Genomic DNA, 18,709 nt, shown 5'->3' on the forward strand with positions numbered 1-18,709 from the left:
AGGGAGCGGAAATCCGCTCCCTGACCCGTCGGGGTGGCTGACGGGACTCGAACCCGCGACAGCCAGGATCACAACCTGGTGCTCTACCAACTGAACTACAGCCACCATCGCCGCAGCCGAAGCTGCAGCGCCGTCGATACTATCCGCTCGAACGCTGTCCGGCCGAATCGGTAACGCCCGAGTCGGCGCCATTCGTTCCCAACTCCGCGGCGATCGCCGCGATATCGCTGGTCGAAGGCCCGGGCGGGGCGACGAACGCGGTGCGGCGGTAGTAGCGCAACTCACGTATCGACTCGTGGATATCGGCCAGCGCGCGGTGGGCCAGGCCCTTTTCGGGCTGGCCGAAGTAGATCCTGGGATACCAACGACGGCACAGTTCCTTGATCGAGCTGACGTCGATCATCCGGTAATGCAGGAACTCGTCGAGCTTGGGCATGTCGCGGGCGATGAAGCCCCGGTCAGTGGCGATCGAGTTGCCGGCCAGCGGCGCGGTCTTGGCCTGTTTGACGTGCGTGCGGATGTATTCGAGGACCATCTCCTCCGCCGCGGCGACGTCCACGGACGAGGCCCGGACCTCCTCGATCAGCCCCGATTTGGTGTGCATCTCGGTGACCACGGGAATCATCGACGACAACGCCTCGTCGTCGGTGTGAATGACGACGTCGAGGCCCTCGCCCAGGATATTGAGGTCGGCGTCGGTGACCAGCACCGCGATCTCGATCAGCCGGTCGGTCGCCAGGTCCAGCCCCGTCATCTCACAGTCGATCCACACCAGTTCGTCGCGCACAGCGATCACAGTACTGTTTTCGACCATGACGACTGAGCCGACAGGCACACCCGCGCAGCAGATTGCCTCCGGTTACGGCGTCGAAGGCCAGGCTCTGGAGCTCGGCGCCGTCGTCGTGGACGGGGTATGTGACCGGTCGGCGCAGGTCCGCATTCCGCTGGCGACGGTCAACCGGCACGGGCTGGTCGCAGGCGCAACCGGCACCGGCAAGACCAAATCGCTGCAGCTGATCGCCGAACAGCTGTCCGCCGCCGGGGTGCCGTGCCTGATGGCCGATGTGAAGGGCGATCTGTCGGGGCTGTCGCGGCCGGGGGAGGCTGGCGACAAAATCGACCAGCGCGCCGCCGACACCGGCGACAGCTGGACGCCACGGCGTACCCGGTCGAGTTCCTGACACTGGGCACCGACGGCATCGGTGTGCCGGTACGCGCCACGATATCCAGTTTCGGTCCGATCCTGCTGTCGAAAGTGCTGGGCCTCAACAAAACCCAGGAGTCCACGCTTGGGCTGATCTTCCACTGGGCCGATCAGCAGGGCCTGCCGCTTTTGGACCTCAAAGATCTGAGGTCGGTGATTCAATACCTCACCAGCGACGAGGGTAAGCCGCTGCTGAAGTCGCTGGGCGCGGTGTCGACGACGACGGCCGGGGTGATCCTGCGTGCCCTGGTGAACCTCGAGGCAGAGGGCGGTGACACGTTCTTCGGCGAACCCGAACTGGAGCCCCAAGACCTGCTGCGCTTCGACGATCAGGGCCGCGGTGTCATCACGCTGCTGGAACTGGGCAGCCAGGCCACCCGGCCGGTGATGTTCTCCACGTTCCTGATGTGGGTGCTGGCAGACCTGTTCACGTCGTTGCCCGAGGTCGGTGACCTCGACAAGCCCAAGCTCGTGTTCTTCTTCGACGAAGCACACCTGCTGTTCACCGATGCCTCCAAGGCGTTCCTCGAACAGGTCGAGCAGACCGTCAAGCTGATCCGGTCCAAGGGTGTCGGGGTGTTCTTCTGCACCCAGCTGCCCACCGACGTCCCCAACGACGTGCTGTCCCAACTCGGTGCACGCATCCAGCATGCGTTGCGCGCGTTCACACCCGATGACCAGAAGGCGCTGTCCAAGACGGTGCGTACCTATCCGAAAACCGATGTGTACGACCTGGAGTCGGCGTTGACATCGCTGGGTATCGGCGAGGCGATCGTCACGGTGCTCTCGGAGAAGGGCGCGCCGACGCCGGTGGCGTGGACGCGGATGCGCGCACCGCGCTCGCTGATGGACACCATCGGCGACGACGCGATCGCTGCGGCCGCCCAGGACAGCCCACTGCAGGCCGAATACGGCCAGACCGTGGACCGCGACTCGGCCTACGAGCGGCTGGCCGCCAAGCTCGCGCCCCCGCCCGACGTCACCGAGGTCGCGCCCCCGGAGGTGCCGCTGCCGCCACCACCGATGCCCGCATCGGCCCAGCCGCCCGACGAACCCGGCTTGATGGAGAAGGTGATGGACAGCCCCGCGTTCAAGAGCGCGATGCGCTCGGCGGGCACCGTCATCGGCCGCGAGATCACCCGCAGCATCTTCGGCACCGGCCGCCGCCGCCGGAAGCGCTAACCGCCGGCGAGCTTTTTGTACACTGCGCCGACGATCGGCGTCACGATCGCGCGCGGGCTGTAGCCGCTGGCGACCGACATCGCCTTCGACGTTACGCCGGGCACTACCCGCATCTTGTTGGCTGCCAAGCCATCCAGCGATAGCTTCGCGGTGTACTCGGTGGAGATCCACAGGAAGTCGGGGATCAACTTCTCCACCAGCGACTGCTCATCCTCGGAGGGAAGTGTCTCGCGCACCGGTCCCGGCGCCAGCAGCGTGACATGCACACCGACGCGTTTGAGCTCACCGCGCAGCGACTCGCTGAACGTGTTGACGAACGCCTTGCTCGCCGCGTAGGTCGCGTTGTTGGGGATCGGTGAATTACCCGCCGCCGAACCAGAAATCAGGATGCCGCCGGCCCGGCGCTGCGCCATCCCCGGCAGCACCGCGAGCACAAGGTCGTGCACGCCAAGCACATTCAGCTGCACCTGCGCCTTCTCGCCGGCCGGATCCAACCCGGCGACCGGACCGAACGTCGCCGTGCCCGCGTTCGCACACAGGATCGAGACGTTGCGGGTGGCCAGCTCGTCGCAGAACTCGGTGCGCGCGGTCGGGTCGGCCAGGTCCACGGGGCGCACCTCAACTGTCACGCCGTAGCGCTCGGTGAGCCGGTCCGCCAACGCCGTGAGCACGTCCTCGCGGCGGGCGGTGACGATGAGGTGGTGTCCGCGGGCGGCGAGCTCGACGGCCAACGCTTCACCGATGTTCTGCGATGCGCCGGTGACGACGGCCCGGGCGTCCGCGGTGGGAGCGGGTACTGGCATGGGGCGGACTATATCCTGGGCACCCATGAGCGACACCCGCCCGGCGGCGGCGCTGCCGAGTGCGGCCAAACGGCAGGTGTTCGCATGGGCCCTGTGGGACTTCGGCGCGACCGGGCTCAACGCGATCGTCGTGACGTTCGTGTTCTCGGTCTATTTGACCAATGTCGTGGGCGACGACCTGCCCGGCAGCGCCAGCCCCGCGGGCCTGCTGGGCTGGGCGCTGGGCTTCGCGGGTCTGGTGGTCGCCCTGCTCGCGCCGGTCACCGGCGTGTGGGTCGACGCGCCGTGGCGGCGCCGACGCGTGCTGGGGGTGCTCAGCGGCTTCGCATTGCTACTCACCGCGGCGATGAGTTTGATCGGCGACGACTACCACCACCTGCTGCCCGGCCTGCTGCTGTTGGCAGGCGCGTCGGCCTGCAACGAGTTGGCGACGGTGCCCTACAACGCGATGCTGCGCCAGCTTTCCACACCGACGACGTCCGGGCAGATCTCCGGGCTGGGTCTGGGTCTTGGTTACTTCGGCAGTGTGGTGCTGCTGCTGATCGTGTACTTCGGCTTCGTCTCCGGCGACGGCGACACCCGCGGCTTATTGAGCTTGCCCATCGACGACGGCCAAAACATCCGCGCCGCAATGCTGTTGACCGCCATCTGGTTCGGGCTGTTCGCCTTGCCGGTCGTCATGGCGGTGCGCAGCCCCGTGCCGCGGCCTCAAGAGCCCATTGCCGGAGCGGGTTTCTTCAGCGGCTATCGCACCCTGTGGAAGGAGATCGTCAGCGAGTGGCGCCGCGACCGCAACGTGGTCTACTACCTGCTGGCCAGCGCGGTCTTTCGCGACGGGCTCACCGGGATCTTCGCGTTCGGCGCGGTGCTCGGCGTCAACGTCTACGGTGTCTCGGCCGCCGATGTGCTGCTGTTCGGGGTGAGCGCCAGCGTGGTGGCGGCCGTGGGCGCGGTCGCAGGCGGCCTGCTCGACGACAAGTTCGGCGCCAAGGCCGTGATCGTCACCTCGCTGACGGCGATGATCGCCGTCGGCGCCACGCTGATGGCACTGTCCGGGCCGTTGGCGTTCTGGATCTGTGGGTTGTTGCTGTGCCTGTTCATCGGGCCGACGCTGTCGGCCGCGCGCACGCTGCTGCTACGGATCTCAGCCGAGGGTAAAGAGGGCGTCGCGTTCGGCCTCTACACCACGACCGGACGGGCGGTGTCGTATCTGGCGCCGTTTCTGTTCTCCACCTTCATTGTCGTGTTCGGCGCCGACCGCGCCGGGATGGCAGGGCTGCTCGTGGTGCTACTCGCCGGTCTGCTGGGGATGCTGGCCGTACGCGTACCCCGCCATGTGACGAGGGACTAGCCGAGCGCGGTGCAGATGGTCAGCCCCGCGCCGGTGCGCTGCTGCACCATCGCACCGTTGACGCTGATCGAGCAGGACACCTCGGGGCCGACGTTGATGATGCTGATACTGGCCGAACCCTCTGCGGGCCTCGACAACTCAACCTGTTTGCTCCACGGCAGCAGCACGTTGAACTCCGTCTGCAACAGCCCGCCGGAGTCCACGTAGGTGATGTTGATCGCCCGGCCGGTGCCGGTGACGTCGTAGACCACCGTTTCGGTCACCCCCGGGTTGGTGGTCGTGGTCCTCGGCGGCGTGCTGGGCACCGTCGGCGGCGGAACCACCGGGACCGTGGGCCGCCGCGTTGTCGTCGGCGACGGCGCGGTGAACCTCGGCTCCTGCATCGACGGCGGGGCGACGACGGTCTCCTGCCGGGACCGGTTCACGTTCACGATGACCAGGGCGACGACCAGGCCGACGACGGTCACCACCGCCACCCCGGACAACACCCACAGCCAGCGCGGCGTGCTCGGCTCCTCCGGCGGCGGTTCGTCGGGCGGCGGACCGGGCGGATATTGCTGGCCGTACTGGCCGGCCGCATAGCGGTCGTAGCCGTAGGGCGAATACCCCGTCAGCTGCTCCGTGGGCGCAGGCCCGGTGGGGGCCTGGTAGGTGGGGCCGTAACCCGCCTGGCTCGCGTACGCCGGATCGGCATAGCCCGGGTAGCCGCTAGCCTGCGGTTGGGACGGGTCCGGCCCGTCGCGGCGTGAGTCGGTCATGCCCACCTCATGGCTGCGAGGGTACCTGTGCGGCCGCCCAAACCGCGCTCGTCGCGCCGCACAAGCCCCTGATCAGCCCCAAAGCCGCGGCCGTGACCTGGAACTTCCCCGGGCTGGGTCGCCGAGCGCCCGCGGCTATGGAGAATACGAGGGGTGGGGCAACAGGTACGCCGGGTCTACGGCGCGTCAATGTCGCCGGACGCGACCGCGTTCGCGCACCTTGTCGACGACGGCGGCTTTCCCCGCGCGGTGCAGCGCTTCCTGCGCGGTTGGCGGGCGACATCCTCCCGTGACGTCGAACTGCCTGTCGAGGGGCCCGTCACCCGGGTGATGCACTCGGCCGACGGGCACTGGCTGGCGTGTGAGGTATCCCCGGACGGCAGTACCCGCACCCAGATCTGGGTCGTGACAACCGATCCCGACGACCGCGACGCGCGGCGCATCGACTCGTGGCCTGACGGCAGCGGGGAGGGCACTGCCGAGCTGATCAACTGGGACGGCACCCTGGTGGCGGCCATCCTGACCGGTGACGACGGCGTCGGAAGTTCCTGCCTGATCGACCCCGCCACAGGCGAAACCACCGTGCTGGACCGCCGCTCGAGCGGCCGGTTGGTCGACGCCTGGGCCGGCGTGGCGCTGGTGCGCGTCGGCCCGCGTGGTTACCGGGATCTGATCATGCTGCGCGGCGGCATCGAGATGGTGCTGCTGCCATACGATCCCGGATCCACCACCGACACCGGTCTCATCCTCGACGACCACCTCCCGCGCCGGTTGCGCGCGGGCGTGGAGGGTGAGTTCACCGAGATGTACCAACCCACAACACACTTGGAAGACGACAGCACCGAGGGCTATGTGCGTGCCCTCATCCGCAGCGAGAACGGCGCCGAGTACGCGCGGCTGCTCGGTGTCACCGCGACCCCGGACGGGGTGTCCTATCACGTGGTCGCCGAGCGTCCCGGATTCGAACTCGACGAGTTCACCGTCAGCGACGACCTCTCGACCGTAGCCATGTTGTGGAACATCCACGGCGCCAGCGAATTACAGATTCTCGAGCTGACCGACAACACCCTGTACGACCCGATTCCGTTGCCCGGCATGGTGGCCAGTCAGCTCAGCATCAGCGCGGGCGGTTCGATGCTGGCGTTGACGGTCGAAGGACCGTCGCAGCCGCCCACAGTCGAGCTGGTCGACCCGCGCACCGGCGAATGGGAACTCGTCGACCGCGAGCCCAGCCTCGGGCCGGTGAGCACCGACCCGACGTTGGAGACCATCACCGCCCGCGACGGGCTGGTGTTCAGCGGTTGGTTGTTCCGGCCGCCCGAGGATGTCGAAACGATCGGCGCGATGCTTTTCCTGCACGGCGGGCCCGAGGGCCAAGGCCGGCCCGGCTACAACGAGTTCTTTCCGGCGTTGGTGGAAGCCGGAATCGCGGTGTTCCTGCCCAACGTGCGCGGATCCGGCGGGTTCGGGCGCAATTTCATGCATGCCGACGACAAGGAACGCCGGTTCGCGGCCATCGACGACGTCGCCGACTCCGTGAACTTTCTGGCCGAGAACAACTACGCGCCGGCAGATCGCATCGCCTGCTGCGGATGGTCCTACGGCGGCTATCTCACCCAGGCCGCGCTCACGTTCCACCCGGACCTGTTCGCGGCCGGCATCAGCATCTGCGGGATGAGCGATCTGAACACGTGGTATCGCAGCACCGAACCGTGGATTGCCGCGGCGGCTTATCCCAAGTACGGCCACCCCGTTGGCGACCGGGAGCTGCTGGCCCAGCTTTCACCCCTGCAGCGGGTGACGGACCTGACCGCTCCGCTGCTGCTGGTACACGGCGCCAACGACACCAATGTGCCGCCCAGCGAATCTCAGCAGATGTACGACGCATTGCGAAAGCTTGGCCGCACCGTGGAATACCTGGTGTTCGACGACGACGGTCACGAGATCGACCGGCGGGAGAACCGCGCCGTTCTGCTCAAGGCCATAAGCGAGTGGCTGTTCGCCGCGTTTTCACCGGCCACACCACTTTGATGCATTAGCTGCGCTTCATAGGTTTAACGCCATTGGCGCAAGGGTAATTCACTGCTACGTCAATGCGGTGTCCACAAGGACGGAGGCGCAGTATGCGAGGAGTTATCGGCGTCGTTGTACTCATTTGGTTGCTGATCGGAGTATTGGCCGCATATCAACGCGGTTATTTTCAGACCGGCGACGCGAACTGCGCCACAGCGGCTCGAGTCGCGTTGACGGTTCTCGTCGGGCCGCTCAACTATGCGGGCGTGAACCCCAAAGTTGATTGCAATATCCCGGAGCCCAGCGCGTCCGGGCTCTACCCGAAAGCCGTTGCCTGACAGCAGCGGCTACTAACGAAGGAGTGGCGTGATGATTGTGCTCGGAATCATCCTTGCGGTGTTGGGATATTTCCTGTGGACGCCGTTGATGTACATCGGCATCGCGTTGATCGTCATCGGCGCGGTGTTCTGGTTGCTGGGAAGCATGGGCCGTCCGGTGGGCGGCCGGCGTGCCTGGTATTGACCCCACCGACTTCTGCGGCGGTCACCCGTTTCGGGTGGCCGCCGTTGTCGTTTGCGCGACGACCGGTCAAGACAACGCCGCCATGGTCATCGTTCGCAGTACAGCGCGTGAGCGTGACGGCTCGATTCCGTTGGCGCCGTGAGCTTTCAACGCATGCGGAGTGGAGTTCATCAAGCCGAACGCCGCATGGGACATCAGCCGGGCCTCCTTCTCCATGACGCCGCGGTGCAGTAGTTGATCCACCCAGATCTCCACGTACTGACGCTGGGCCTTGCGCACCTGACGCTTCGCAGACGCGGGTAGATGCGCCAGATCGCGGTCCTGGATGCGGATCAGGTCCGGTTCGCCGAGCGCAAAATCCAGGTGGAAGTCGACCAGGCCGTCCAGCGCCTCCTCTGGGTCGCCCGCCTGTTCGACGACCGCTTCCGCCCCCGCCAGCAGGCGCGTGCTGATACCCACCAGCAGTTCGACCAGCAGCGCTTCCTTGTTCGGGAAATGCCGGTAGATCGCCGGTCCGCTGACGCCGGCGGCCGCCCCGATGTCTTCGAGGCGCACCGCGAGATAGCCGCGGTCGGCGATCAGCCGCTCAGCGGCCGCCAGCAGCTTCCCGCGGCGGTCGGACTTGCGTCGACTGCGGGGTGTTTCAACGCGCGCGACGGTAGACATTTCGGTTAATGATAACTAACATCCCCCTCGGTTAGTCGTCATTAACTCAACTGAAACGGTTTTCTTTCGATGGCAACGCGGGTTTCACATCGCGAGAAGCATGTCGAGCTCGTCGAGCAACTGCGGGCCAAGTTGGCCGCCGCGGCACTCGGCGGTTCCGAACGTGCCCGCGAACGACATGTCAGCCGCGGCAAACTGCTGCCGCGCGACCGGGTCGACGGGCTGCTCGACCCGGGCAGCCCCTTCCTCGAGGTGGCGGCGCTGGCCGCCGACGGCATGTACGACGACGAATGCCCGGGCGCGGGCATGATCGCCGGCGTCGGGCGCATCTCCGGGCGCGAGTGCATGATCGTGGCCAACGACGCCACCGTGAAGGGCGGCACCTACTATCCGATTACCGTCAAGAAGCACCTGCGCGCTCAGGAGATCGCCGCACAGAACCGGCTGCCGTGCATCTACCTCGTCGACTCCGGCGGCGCGTTTCTGCCGCGCCAGGACGAGGTGTTCCCCGACCGCGACCACTTCGGCCGCATCTTCTACAACCAGGCCACGTTGAGCGCGCAAGGCATCGCGCAGATCGCCGCGGTGCTCGGCTCCTGCACCGCGGGTGGCGCCTATGTGCCCGCGATGAGCGACGAGGCCGTCATCGTGCGCAACCAGGGGACGATTTTCCTGGGCGGCCCACCGCTGGTGAAGGCCGCAACCGGCGAGGTGGTGACCGCAGAAGAACTCGGCGGCGGTGACCTGCACTCCAAAACCTCCGGTGTGACCGATCACTTGGCGCATGACGACCGCGACGCGCTGCGCATCGTGCGGCGCATCGTGGCGACGTTGGGTCCCCGTGCCGAACCGCCGTGGGACATCGCACCGATGGTCGAGCCGGCGGCCGATCAGACCGAGCTCTACGACGTCGTTCCCGTCGACTCACGCGTTCCCTACGACGTGCACGAGGTGATCACCCGCATCGTCGACGGGGGAGAGTTCTCCGAGTTCAAGGCCGAGTACGGCGCCACGTTGGTCACCGGCTTCGCCCGCATCCACGGACATCCCGTTGGGATCGTCGCCAATAACGGTGTGCTGTTCAGCGAATCCGCATTGAAGGGCGCGCATTTCATCGAGCTGTGCGATAAGCGCGTGATCCCGCTGTTGTTTCTGCAGAACATCTCCGGCTTCATGGTGGGCCGCGACTACGAGGCAGGCGGTATCGCCAAACACGGCGCCAAGATGGTCACTGCGGTCGCGTGCGCCCGCGTGCCCAAGCTGACGGTCGTCATCGGCGGTTCCTACGGTGCAGGCAACTACTCGATGTGCGGTCGGGCCTACTCGCCGCGGTTTCTGTGGATGTGGCCCAACGCCCGCATCTCGGTGATGGGCGGTGAGCAGGCGGCGTCGGTGCTGGCGACAGTACGCGGTGAGATGACGCCCGAAGAAGAAGAGAACTTCAAGGCCCCCATCCGCCAGCAGTACGAGGACCAGGGCAACCCGTACTATTCGACGGCGCGGCTGTGGGACGATGGGGTCATCGATCCTGCTGACACCAGAACGGTGCTGGGCCTGGCACTTTCGATTGTCGGGCAGGCGCCGCTCGAGCCGGTCTCCTACGGCGTATTCCGGATGTGATGCAGATGCCTGCCACGAGCTTCCACACCGTGCTGGTCGCCAACCGCGGCGAGATTGCGGTGCGGGTCATCCGCACCCTTCACGCGATGGGCATCAGGGCGGTCGCGGTCTTCAGCGACGCCGACGCCGGCGCACGCCACGTCGCCGAAGCCGATACCGCCGTGCACATCGGCCCCGCGGCCGCGCGCGACAGCTACCTCAACATCGACGCCGTCGTCGCCGCGGCCACGCGCACCGGCGCCCAGGCCGTACACCCCGGTTACGGATTCCTCTCGGAGAACGCACAATTCGCGGCCGCACTGCACGACGCCGGCATCGTGTTCATCGGGCCGCCCGTCGCGGCGATCCAGACCATGGGCGACAAGATCGCGGCCAAGGCCGCGGTATCGGCGTTCGGTGTCCCCGTCGTGCCGGGAATATCGCGAGCCGGTCTCACCGACGCCGACCTGATCGCCGACGCCGACGACGTCGGATATCCGGTTCTGGTCAAACCGTCGGCCGGAGGCGGCGGCAAGGGCATGCGCGTCGTGCAGGAGGCGTCCGAACTACCCGCCGCGCTGACCAGCGCACGGCGTGAGGCCGGCGCCGCATTCGGCGACGACACCCTGTTCCTCGAACGGTATGTGCTCAACCCGCGCCACATCGAGGTGCAGGTGCTCGCCGACGGCTACGGCAACGTGGTGCACCTCGGGGAACGCGAATGCAGCCTGCAACGGCGGCACCAGAAGGTCATCGAAGAGGCGCCGTCCCCGCTGCTCGACGAGGCGACCCGGGCACGCATCGGCGCGGCCGCCTGCGACACCGCACGCAGTGTGGACTACACCGGTGCCGGCACCGTGGAGTTCATCGTGTCCGCCGACCGGCCCGACGAATTCTTTTTCATGGAGATGAACACTCGCCTGCAGGTCGAACATCCGGTGACCGAGCTGGTCACCGGCATCGACCTCGTCGAACAACAGGTGCGCATCGCCGCCGGCGAGAAGCTGCCGATCGCCCAGGACGACATCACCCTCACCGGCCACGCCATCGAGGCACGGGTGTACGCAGAAGACCCGGGCCGCGGCTTCCTGCCGACCGGCGGCGACGTACTCGACCTCGCCGAACCGCGCCGGCCCGGCATCCGGGTGGACTCCGGGCTGACCCGCGGCACGGTCATCGGCAGTGACTACGACCCCATGCTGGCCAAGGTGATCGCCCACGGCACCGACCGGTCCGACGCCATCCGCGCGCTCGACGCGGCGCTGGCCGATACCGCGGTGCTCGGGGTGATCACCAACATCGAGTTCTTGCGGTTTCTGCTGGCCGACGCCGACGTCGCCGCGGGGCGTCTGGACACCGGGTTGCTCGACCGCCGCGCGCCGGACTTCCAGCCCGCCGCGCCCGGCGACGACGCGTTGATCGCGGCCGCGGCCTACAAGTGGCTGCGCGGCTGGCGCAGCGCGACGCCCGACCTGTGGGCGATGCCGTCGGGCTGGCGGATCGGAGAACCGGCGCCGACGACGTTTCGGCTGAGCTCCGGCGCGCGCACCGACCACGTGTATCTCACCGGCACCCCCTCGGCCGCCCGCGCCGCCGTCGAACACGGCGAATCCCATTCGCTGACAGCCTCGTTGGCCGGTGACCGGCTGGCGATCACGCTCGACGGGCTGCGCACCGACTACCTCGTCGCCGCCACCGATGGTCAGATCTGGCTGTCCGGCGCCGGCCGCACCGCGATGGTCGAAGAGCTACGCGAAGCACCGGTGCGCGCCGACGACCAACTGTCCGGTGACGCCGAGCTGACCAGCCCGATGCCGGGCTCCGTTGTCGCCGTGGGTGTCTCGGACGGACACCCGGTCGAAGCAGGCACCGTCGTCGTCACCGTCGAGGCGATGAAAATGGAACACGCGCTGGCCGCGCCGGTCGACGGTGTGGTGGAACTAATCGTCGCCGCGGGTGATCAGGTGAAGGTGGGCCAAGTTCTGGCCCGAATAACGGCAGGCAAGGAGCCGCAATCATGACCGACTTTCTGGCTACGGGCACCCTGCCCGACCACTACGCCCAACTGGCCAAGACCGTGCGCGACTTCGCGCAGTCGGTGGTGGCGCCGGTCTCGGCGAAACACGATGAGGAGCACTCGTTTCCCTACGAAGTCGTCGCGGGCATGGCCGACATGGGATTGTTCGGCCTTCCGTTCCCCGAGGAGTACGGCGGCATGGGCGGCGACTACTTCGCGCTGTGCCTGGCGCTCGAGGAACTCGGCAAGGTCGACCAGAGCGTGGCGATCACGCTCGAAGCCGGGGTGTCGCTGGGCGCGATGCCCGTCTACCGGTTCGGCAACGACGCCCAGAAGCAGGAGTGGCTACCACTGCTGGCCAGCGGCAAAGCCCTCGGCGCGTTCGGTCTGACCGAACCCGGCGGCGGCAGTGACGCCGGCGCGACCAAGACCACCGCCAAGTTGGACGACGGGCACTGGGTGATCAACGGCAGCAAGCAGTTCATCACCAACTCGGGCACCGACATCACCAAGCTGGTGACGGTCACCGCGGTCACCGGGGAAGCTGACGGCAAGAAGGAGATCAGCTCGATCCTGGTACCCGTTCCGACAACGGGTTTCACCGTCGAACCGGCCTATAACAAAGTGGGGTGGAACGCCTCGGACACCCATCCGTTGAGCTTCGACGATGTGCGGGTGCCCGAGGAGAACCTGCTCGGCGAGCGGGGCCGCGGTTATGCGAACTTCTTGCGCATCCTCGACGAGGGCCGCATCGCCATCGCGGCGCTCTCGGTGGGCGCCGCGCAGGGCTGTGTGGACGAGAGCGTCAAGTACGCCAAGGAGCGTGAAGCGTTCGGTCGCCCGATCGGTGCCAACCAGGCGATCGCGTTCAAGATCGCGCGGATGGAAGCCAGGGCGCACACCGCACGCACGGCCTACTACGACGCGGCGGCGATGATGCTGTCGGGCAAGCCGTTCAAGAAGGCCGCGGCCATCGCCAAGATGGTGGCCAGCGAGGCCGCGATGGACAACGCCCGCGACGCCACCCAGATCTTCGGCGGCTACGGTTTTATGAACGAGTACCCGGTGGCCCGCCACTACCGCGACAGTAAGATCCTCGAAATCGGCGAGGGCACAACGGAAGTGCAGCTGATGCTGATCGGAAGGGAACTCGGGCTGTGAGCGAGAAACGCATAGTGGTCCAGCGTGGGCTGTGGTACGAGGAGTTCGAGACCGGTGTGCTCTATCAGCACCGGCCCGGCCGCACCCTCACCGAAGCCGACAACGTGTTGTTCACCACGCTGACGATGAACACTCAGGCGTTGCACCTCGATGCGGCGTTCTCCGATGCGCTGCCGCCGTTCAACCAGCGGCTGATCAACTCGATGTTCACGCTGTCGACGCTGGTCGGCCTATCGGTGGCCCAACTGACCCAGGGCACGATCGTCGGCAACCTCGGCTTCGGCGAGGTCGCGTTCCCCAAGCCGCTGTTTCACGGCGACACGCTGTACGCCGAAACCGAGGTCACCGAGAAGCGCGAGTCCAAGAGCCGCCCCGGCGAGGGCATCGTCACCTTCGCCCACACCGGACGCAACCAGCACGGTGATGTCGTCGCGCTGGCCTCGCGCAAGACGATGGTGCGGATGCGGCCGCAGGACGGCGCCTGATGGCGCTCGAGCAGCCCGGACCAGGCTGGCTGTTCTGCCCGGCCGACCGGCCCGAACGATTCGAAAAGGCCGCCGCGGCAGCCGATGTCGTCATCCTCGACCTCGAAGACGGCGTTTCGGCCAAAGATCGCGAGGCGGCCCGCCAGGCGCTGATCGACACACCGCTGGACCCCAGCCGCACCGTCGTCCGGGTCAATCCGGTCACCACGGCCGATCACGCGCTGGACGTAAAGGCTTTGGCAGCAACGCAGTACACGACCGTGATGCTGGCCAAGACCGAGACCGCCGAGCAGGTGGCCTCGCTGGCACCGCTGGACGTGGTGGTGCTCGTCGAAACCCCGCTGGGCGCCCTCACCGTTACCGAATCGGCCCGTGTCGACAATGCGTTCGCGGTGATGTGGGGTGCCGAGGACCTGTTCGCGGTCACCGGCGGCACCGCCAACCGCTGGCCTGACGGCAGCTACCGCGATGTCGCCAAACACGTGCGCGCGCAGAGCCTGCTGGCGGCCAAGGCCTACGGTCGGCTGGCGCTGGACTCGGTGTATCTGGACATCAAGGACCTCGACGGGTTGCGCGCCGAAGCCGACGACGCGGTCGCGGTCGGGTTCGACGCCAAGGTGGCCATCCACCCCACCCAGGTGGCGGTGGTGCGGTCCGCCTACGCACCGACCGACGAACAGGTCGACTGGGCCCGCCGCGTGCTCGACACGGCCCGCGACCAACGGGGCGTCTTCCAGTTCGAGGGCATAATGGTAGATGCCCCAGTGCTGCGGCGAGCAGAGCGTATCGTCGCGTTGGCGCCACACCCCGGCAGCTGACGGACAGGCCTCTAATCAGGGGTTTTGCTCTGACCGCCGCCGTGCTGAGCACCTCAGTCGCCTGACGGCGCGATCCGCCGTCAGTGACCTTAGGAGGCGGTATGGCTGGTTTGTCGGAATTGGTCCAACTCGTGGCGCCGGACGGCACGCCGACCACCGAAACCCGATACCGCCGAGATCTGCCGCCCGAGACGCTGTCTTGGCTTTATGAGTCGATGGTCGTCACCCGTGAGCTCGACGTCGAGTTCGTCAACCTGCAGCGCCAGGGGGAGCTGGCGCTGTTCGCGTCGTGCCGCGGCCAGGAGGCCGCACAGATCGGTGCGACCGCGTGCCTGCGTAAAACCGACTGGCTGTTCCCGCAATACCGCGAGATCGGCGCGTTCCTCCTGCGCGGCATCACGCCAGCCCAGATGGCCGCCGTGTGGCGCGGCAAGTGGCACGGCGGACTCGGTTTCACCGAGAAGTGCGTCGCCCCCATCTCCATCCCGATCGGCACGCAGCCACTGCACGCCGTCGGCGCCGCGATGGCCGCGCAACGGCTGGGCGAGGATTCGGTCACGTTGACGTTTCTCGGTGACGGCGCGACCAGCACCGGCGATACGCACGAGGCGCTGAACTTCGCTGCGGTGTATCAGGCGCCGTGCGTGTTCGTCGTGCAGAACAACCAGTGGGCGATCTCGGTACCGGTCGAACGCCAGACCGCCGCGCCGTCGATCGCGCACCGCGCCATCGGCTATGGCATGCCGGGCATCCGCGTCGACGGCAACGACGTGCTGGCATGTTTCGCCGTGGTGGCCGAGGCCGCCGCACGGGCCCGCGACGGCGCGGGTCCGACGCTGATCGAGGCGGTGACCTACCGGATGGGCCCGCACACCACCTCCGACGACCCCGCCCGGTACCGAGATCCCGACGAGGTGGCGCGCTGGGCCACAAAGGATCCGATCCAGCGCTACCGCACGTACTTGCGCGACGCGGGAGTGTGGACCGACCGGCTCGAAGAGCGCGTCGCGACCAAGGCGAACCGGTTGCGAGCCGAACTGCGCGATTCCGTCGTCGACGCCGACGATTTCGACGTCGGCGACATCTTCGACACCGTCTATTCCGACATCACCCCGGACCTGCACAACCAGCGGCGAACTCTATTGGCGGAACTGGCCAGGGAGGCGTGACATGACGCAGATCATCGAACGTCCCGCCGCGCACGGCGAGGACGAACCCCGCCGAACGATGCTGACCCCGGCGCCGATGGCGCCGACGCTGACGATGGTGCAGGCGATCAACCGAGCGCTGCACGACGCGATGGCCGCCGATGAGCGGGTAACGGTGTTCGGTGAGGACGTCGCGACGCTCGGCGGGGTGTTCCGTGTCACCGAAGGGCTGGCCGAAACGTTCGGGGCGCAGCGGTGTTTCGATACCCCACTGGCGGAATCGGCGATCGTCGGCATCGCGATCGGCATGGCGATCCGCGGCCTGGTGCCGGTGCCGGAGATCCAGTTCGACGGGTTCGCCGCCCCCGCGTTCGACCAGATCGTCAGCCACTTGGCGAAGTACCGAATGCGTACCCGCGGCGACGTCGCCATGCCGGTGACCATCCGCATCCCGTCGTTCGGCGGGATCGGCGCTGTCGAACACCATTCCGAGTCGACCGAGACCTACTGGCTGCACACCGCCGGGCTCAAAGTGGTGGTGCCGTCGACGCCGTCTGACGCATATTGGCTGCTGCGCCAGGCGATCGAGAGCTCCGACCCGGTCGTATACCTCGAACCCAAACGGCGGTATTGGGCGCGCGAACCCGTCGACACCGCCGTGCCCGGCCTGCCGATCGGCAGCGCTTCGGTGCGGCGCAGCGGCGACGACGCCACCGTCATCACCTACGGCCCACTGGTCGCCACCGCGATGAGCGCGGCCGAACTCGCTGCCGAACAACGAGGTTGGCGCATCGAGGTGATCGATTTGCGGTCGCTGAACCCGCTGGATTTCGGCACGGTGGCGGATTCGGTGCGGCGCACCGGCCGCGCGGTGGTGATGCATGAAGGTCCCCGCACGCTGGGGTTCGGCGCAGAGCTTTCCGCCCGCCTGCAAGAGGAGTTGTTCTACGATTTGGAGGCACCGGTGTTGCGCGCCACCGGCTTTGACACACCGTATCCGCCTGCCCGGCTCGAGAAGCTGTGGCTGCCCGGCGTCGACCGGTTACTCGACTGCATCGAACGCACACTGGAGCAGCCATGACCGTGCAGGAGTTCCTGGTTCCCGACCTCGGCGAGGGCCTCGAAGACGCGACGATCACCGGATGGGCCGTCGCCGTCGGCGACGACGTCGAACTGAACCAAACGCTGTGCAGCGTGGAGACCAACAAGGCCGAGGTCGAGATCCCGAGCCCGTACGCGGGCCGCATCGTCGAACTCGGTGGCGCCGAAGGCGATACGCTCGACGTCGGCGCGGTGTTGGTGCGTATCGAAACCGAGGCGAAGCGCAGACCGGTGCTGGTCGGCTACGGCGCCGACGATGACCTGGACGGCAGCAGACGCCGGCCCCGCGCCAAGCCGTCGGTGCGCAAGCTGGCCGCGCAATCAGGCGTCGACCTGACCGCCTTGACCCCCAGCGGCGCCGACGGGATCATCACCCGCGACGACGTGCTGGCCGCTGCGGACACGGTGGCGGTGCACGGCGTACACGCTGCGATGGCACAGCGAATGACGGTGTCGCGCCGAGAGATACCGGATGCGCACGCCGGTGTGGAGGTCGACGGCACCCGGCTGACCGGGCTCCCCGTTTCGCCGTTCGTGCTGACGCTGCGACTGTTGACGATCGCGTTGCGTCACCACCGCAACCTCAACGCCACCTGGCTCGACACGGCCGACGGCCCGCGGGTGCACCTGCACACCGCGGTGCATCTGGGCTTCGCCGTGGCCACCCCGCGCGGGCTGCTGGTGCCGGTGGTGCGCGATGCGCAGGGCAAGACGACCCGCGAACTGGCCGCCGTGGTGGACGAGTTGATCCGCAACGCCCGCGCGGGCACGCTGCGGCCGGCAGAACTGCAGGGGTCGACGTTCACGGTGTCCAACTTCGGCGCGCTGGGTCTGGACGACGGTGTGCCGGTCATCAACTATCCGGAGGCGGCCATCCTCGGGATGGGATCGCTGCGGCCGCGGCCCGTCGTCGTCGACGGTGAGGTGGTCGCGCGCCCGACGATGAAGCTCACCTGCGCGTTCGATCACCGCGTCGCCGACGGCGCCCAGGTCGCGGCGTTCCTCAACGAACTGCGCGACCTCGTCGAATCACCGGAGCTGGCGCTGCTCGACCTCTAGCCTCCGCGATTTGTGGAGTGTTAGCCGCGCTCACCGCGGGTGCGGCTCCACAAACCGCCCTATTTACGTTTGGCGGCGGCCAGGCGCTGGGCGAACTCCGGGGACAGGATCGACGTGGCCTGCGGCCCGAGCTCGGTGTCGACGGCGATGCGGTGCTGATCGGAGTCGACGACACCCGGATTGGCCGTGGCGCGCATGGACGCCTTGGTCGCCAGAACGACGTCGCGCGGTGCGGCGGCCGGGCCGGCGGCCAGCTCACGCGCCGCGGCCACCGGGTCGTCGGCCAGGCTCAGCGCGAGCCCGTAGCGCACCGCGGCCTCGGCGTCGAAGCGCATGCCGAACAGCAGCGACGCGCGGGCCGCCTGCGGGCCGACGGCGCGCTGCAGCATCCAGGTGGCGCCGCCACCGGGGTGGATGCCCAGCTTCTGGAAGCGGGAATCGAACAGCGCCGCGGGGCCCGCGATGCGCACGTCGGCGGCGAGCGCGAGGTTCAGGCCGGCGCCGACGGCCGCACCGTTGACCGCGGCGATGGTCGGCAGCGCGCAGTTGGCCACGGCGATAAAGCCGTCGTAGAGCTTGAGCAGCCCCTCGTCGGTCGCCTCGCCGAGCGCGCTGAGGTCGGCGCCGGCGCAGAACGCCTTACCGGCCCCGGTGACGACGACCGCGTGCACATCGGGGTTGGCTTCGGCGGCCTCGACGGCGCCACGAAGCTGGGCCGACATTTCGAACGTCACGGCGTTGCGACGGTCGGGATCGTTGACGGTGACGACGGCGACGCGGTCCTCGATGTGGACCAACACAAGATCAGACACGCTGCTCAGC

Annotated in this window: 17 protein-coding genes, 1 tRNA gene and 1 pseudogene; 13 read left to right on the forward strand and 6 right to left on the reverse strand. The window is 67.5% G+C overall.

What is annotated here, in order from left to right; genetic code table 11:
* Positions 1 to 32 precede the first annotated feature (32 nt).
* Positions 33 to 105 (reverse strand) — tRNA-His (locus tag ABQE44_RS23120).
* Between the two features lie 34 nt (positions 106 to 139).
* Positions 140 to 787, reverse strand: coding sequence for an oligoribonuclease (gene orn / locus ABQE44_RS23125; protein ID WP_448394519.1), 648 nt, complete (start codon positions 785 to 787; stop codon positions 140 to 142).
* Positions 788 to 812: 25 nt separating this feature from the next.
* Between orn and ABQE44_RS23130 the strand changes: the two are divergent.
* Positions 813 to 2,386, forward strand: a pseudogene (locus ABQE44_RS23130) (helicase HerA-like domain-containing protein).
* On the opposite strand, the gene cmrA reads toward ABQE44_RS23130, so the two are convergent.
* Positions 2,383 to 3,189 (reverse strand): mycolate reductase, encoded by an 807-nt coding sequence (cmrA, locus tag ABQE44_RS23135; protein WP_448394521.1) that lies wholly within the window; start codon positions 3,187 to 3,189, stop codon positions 2,383 to 2,385. The pseudogene ABQE44_RS23130 and the gene cmrA overlap by 4 nt on opposite strands.
* A gap of 25 nt (positions 3,190 to 3,214) precedes the next feature.
* On the opposite strand from cmrA, the gene ABQE44_RS23140 reads away from it, so the two are divergent.
* Complete coding sequence (locus ABQE44_RS23140) at positions 3,215 to 4,540, forward strand: MFS transporter (protein WP_448432086.1); 1,326 nt, start codon at positions 3,215 to 3,217, stop codon at positions 4,538 to 4,540.
* Here ABQE44_RS23140 and ABQE44_RS23145 read toward each other — a convergent pair.
* A complete protein-coding gene (locus ABQE44_RS23145) occupies positions 4,537 to 5,298 on the reverse strand; it encodes an MmpS family transport accessory protein (protein ID WP_448432088.1) in 762 nt (253 codons plus the stop codon). The genes ABQE44_RS23140 and ABQE44_RS23145 overlap by 4 nt on opposite strands.
* Positions 5,299 to 5,487: 189 nt before the next feature.
* On the opposite strand from ABQE44_RS23145, the gene ABQE44_RS23150 reads away from it, so the two are divergent.
* From ABQE44_RS23150 to ABQE44_RS23160, 3 genes are all read left to right on the forward strand, one after another.
* Complete coding sequence (locus ABQE44_RS23150) at positions 5,488 to 7,329, forward strand: alpha/beta hydrolase family protein (RefSeq protein ID WP_448394524.1); 1,842 nt, start codon at positions 5,488 to 5,490, stop codon at positions 7,327 to 7,329.
* A 92-nt stretch (positions 7,330 to 7,421) separates the two neighbouring features.
* Positions 7,422 to 7,649, forward strand: coding sequence for a hypothetical protein (locus tag ABQE44_RS23155; RefSeq protein ID WP_163903270.1), 228 nt, complete (start codon positions 7,422 to 7,424; stop codon positions 7,647 to 7,649).
* 31 nt (positions 7,650 to 7,680) lie between these two features.
* Positions 7,681 to 7,833, forward strand: coding sequence for a DUF6131 family protein (locus ABQE44_RS23160; RefSeq protein ID WP_448394525.1), 153 nt, complete (start codon positions 7,681 to 7,683; stop codon positions 7,831 to 7,833).
* Between the two features lie 66 nt (positions 7,834 to 7,899).
* Here ABQE44_RS23160 and ABQE44_RS23165 read toward each other — a convergent pair whose 3' ends face one another.
* Entirely contained in the window at positions 7,900 to 8,499 is a 600-nt protein-coding gene (locus tag ABQE44_RS23165) for an SACE_7040 family transcriptional regulator (protein ID WP_448394526.1), read from the reverse strand.
* 69 nt (positions 8,500 to 8,568) lie between these two features.
* Between ABQE44_RS23165 and ABQE44_RS23170 the strand changes: the two genes are divergently transcribed.
* The 8 genes from ABQE44_RS23170 (at position 8,569) to ABQE44_RS23205 (ending at position 17,887) form a co-directional block, all read left to right on the forward strand.
* Complete coding sequence (locus ABQE44_RS23170; protein WP_448432090.1) at positions 8,569 to 10,119, forward strand: carboxyl transferase domain-containing protein; 1,551 nt, start codon at positions 8,569 to 8,571, stop codon at positions 10,117 to 10,119.
* Between the two features lie 5 nt (positions 10,120 to 10,124).
* Positions 10,125 to 12,119, forward strand: a complete 1,995-nt coding sequence (locus tag ABQE44_RS23175) for an acetyl/propionyl/methylcrotonyl-CoA carboxylase subunit alpha (RefSeq protein ID WP_448432092.1) — start codon at positions 10,125 to 10,127, stop codon at positions 12,117 to 12,119.
* Positions 12,116 to 13,276, forward strand: coding sequence for an acyl-CoA dehydrogenase family protein (locus ABQE44_RS23180; RefSeq protein WP_448432094.1), 1,161 nt, complete (start codon positions 12,116 to 12,118; stop codon positions 13,274 to 13,276). The genes ABQE44_RS23175 and ABQE44_RS23180 overlap by 4 nt, the downstream gene beginning before the upstream one ends.
* Entirely contained in the window at positions 13,273 to 13,761 is a 489-nt protein-coding gene (locus ABQE44_RS23185) for a MaoC family dehydratase (RefSeq protein ID WP_448394530.1), read from the forward strand. The genes ABQE44_RS23180 and ABQE44_RS23185 overlap by 4 nt, the downstream gene beginning before the upstream one ends.
* Positions 13,761 to 14,579, forward strand: a complete 819-nt coding sequence (locus ABQE44_RS23190; protein WP_448432096.1) for an HpcH/HpaI aldolase/citrate lyase family protein — start codon at positions 13,761 to 13,763, stop codon at positions 14,577 to 14,579. The genes ABQE44_RS23185 and ABQE44_RS23190 overlap by 1 nt, the downstream gene beginning before the upstream one ends.
* Positions 14,580 to 14,680: 101 nt before the next feature.
* On the forward strand, positions 14,681 to 15,748 hold the full coding sequence (gene pdhA, locus ABQE44_RS23195; protein WP_448432098.1) for a pyruvate dehydrogenase (acetyl-transferring) E1 component subunit alpha: 1,068 nt from the start codon (positions 14,681 to 14,683) through the stop codon (positions 15,746 to 15,748).
* Position 15,749: 1 nt separating this feature from the next.
* On the forward strand, positions 15,750 to 16,808 hold the full coding sequence (locus tag ABQE44_RS23200) for an alpha-ketoacid dehydrogenase subunit beta (protein ID WP_448432100.1): 1,059 nt from the start codon (positions 15,750 to 15,752) through the stop codon (positions 16,806 to 16,808).
* Complete coding sequence (locus ABQE44_RS23205) at positions 16,805 to 17,887, forward strand: dihydrolipoamide acetyltransferase family protein (protein ID WP_448432102.1); 1,083 nt, start codon at positions 16,805 to 16,807, stop codon at positions 17,885 to 17,887. The genes ABQE44_RS23200 and ABQE44_RS23205 overlap by 4 nt, the downstream gene beginning before the upstream one ends.
* A gap of 59 nt (positions 17,888 to 17,946) precedes the next feature.
* Here ABQE44_RS23205 and ABQE44_RS23210 read toward each other — a convergent pair whose 3' ends face one another.
* Positions 17,947 to 18,699 (reverse strand): enoyl-CoA hydratase, encoded by a 753-nt coding sequence (locus ABQE44_RS23210; RefSeq protein ID WP_448394535.1) that lies wholly within the window; start codon positions 18,697 to 18,699, stop codon positions 17,947 to 17,949.
* Positions 18,700 to 18,709: the final 10 nt, after the last annotated feature.

This window comes from Mycolicibacterium sp. XJ2546 (assembly GCF_053483195.1).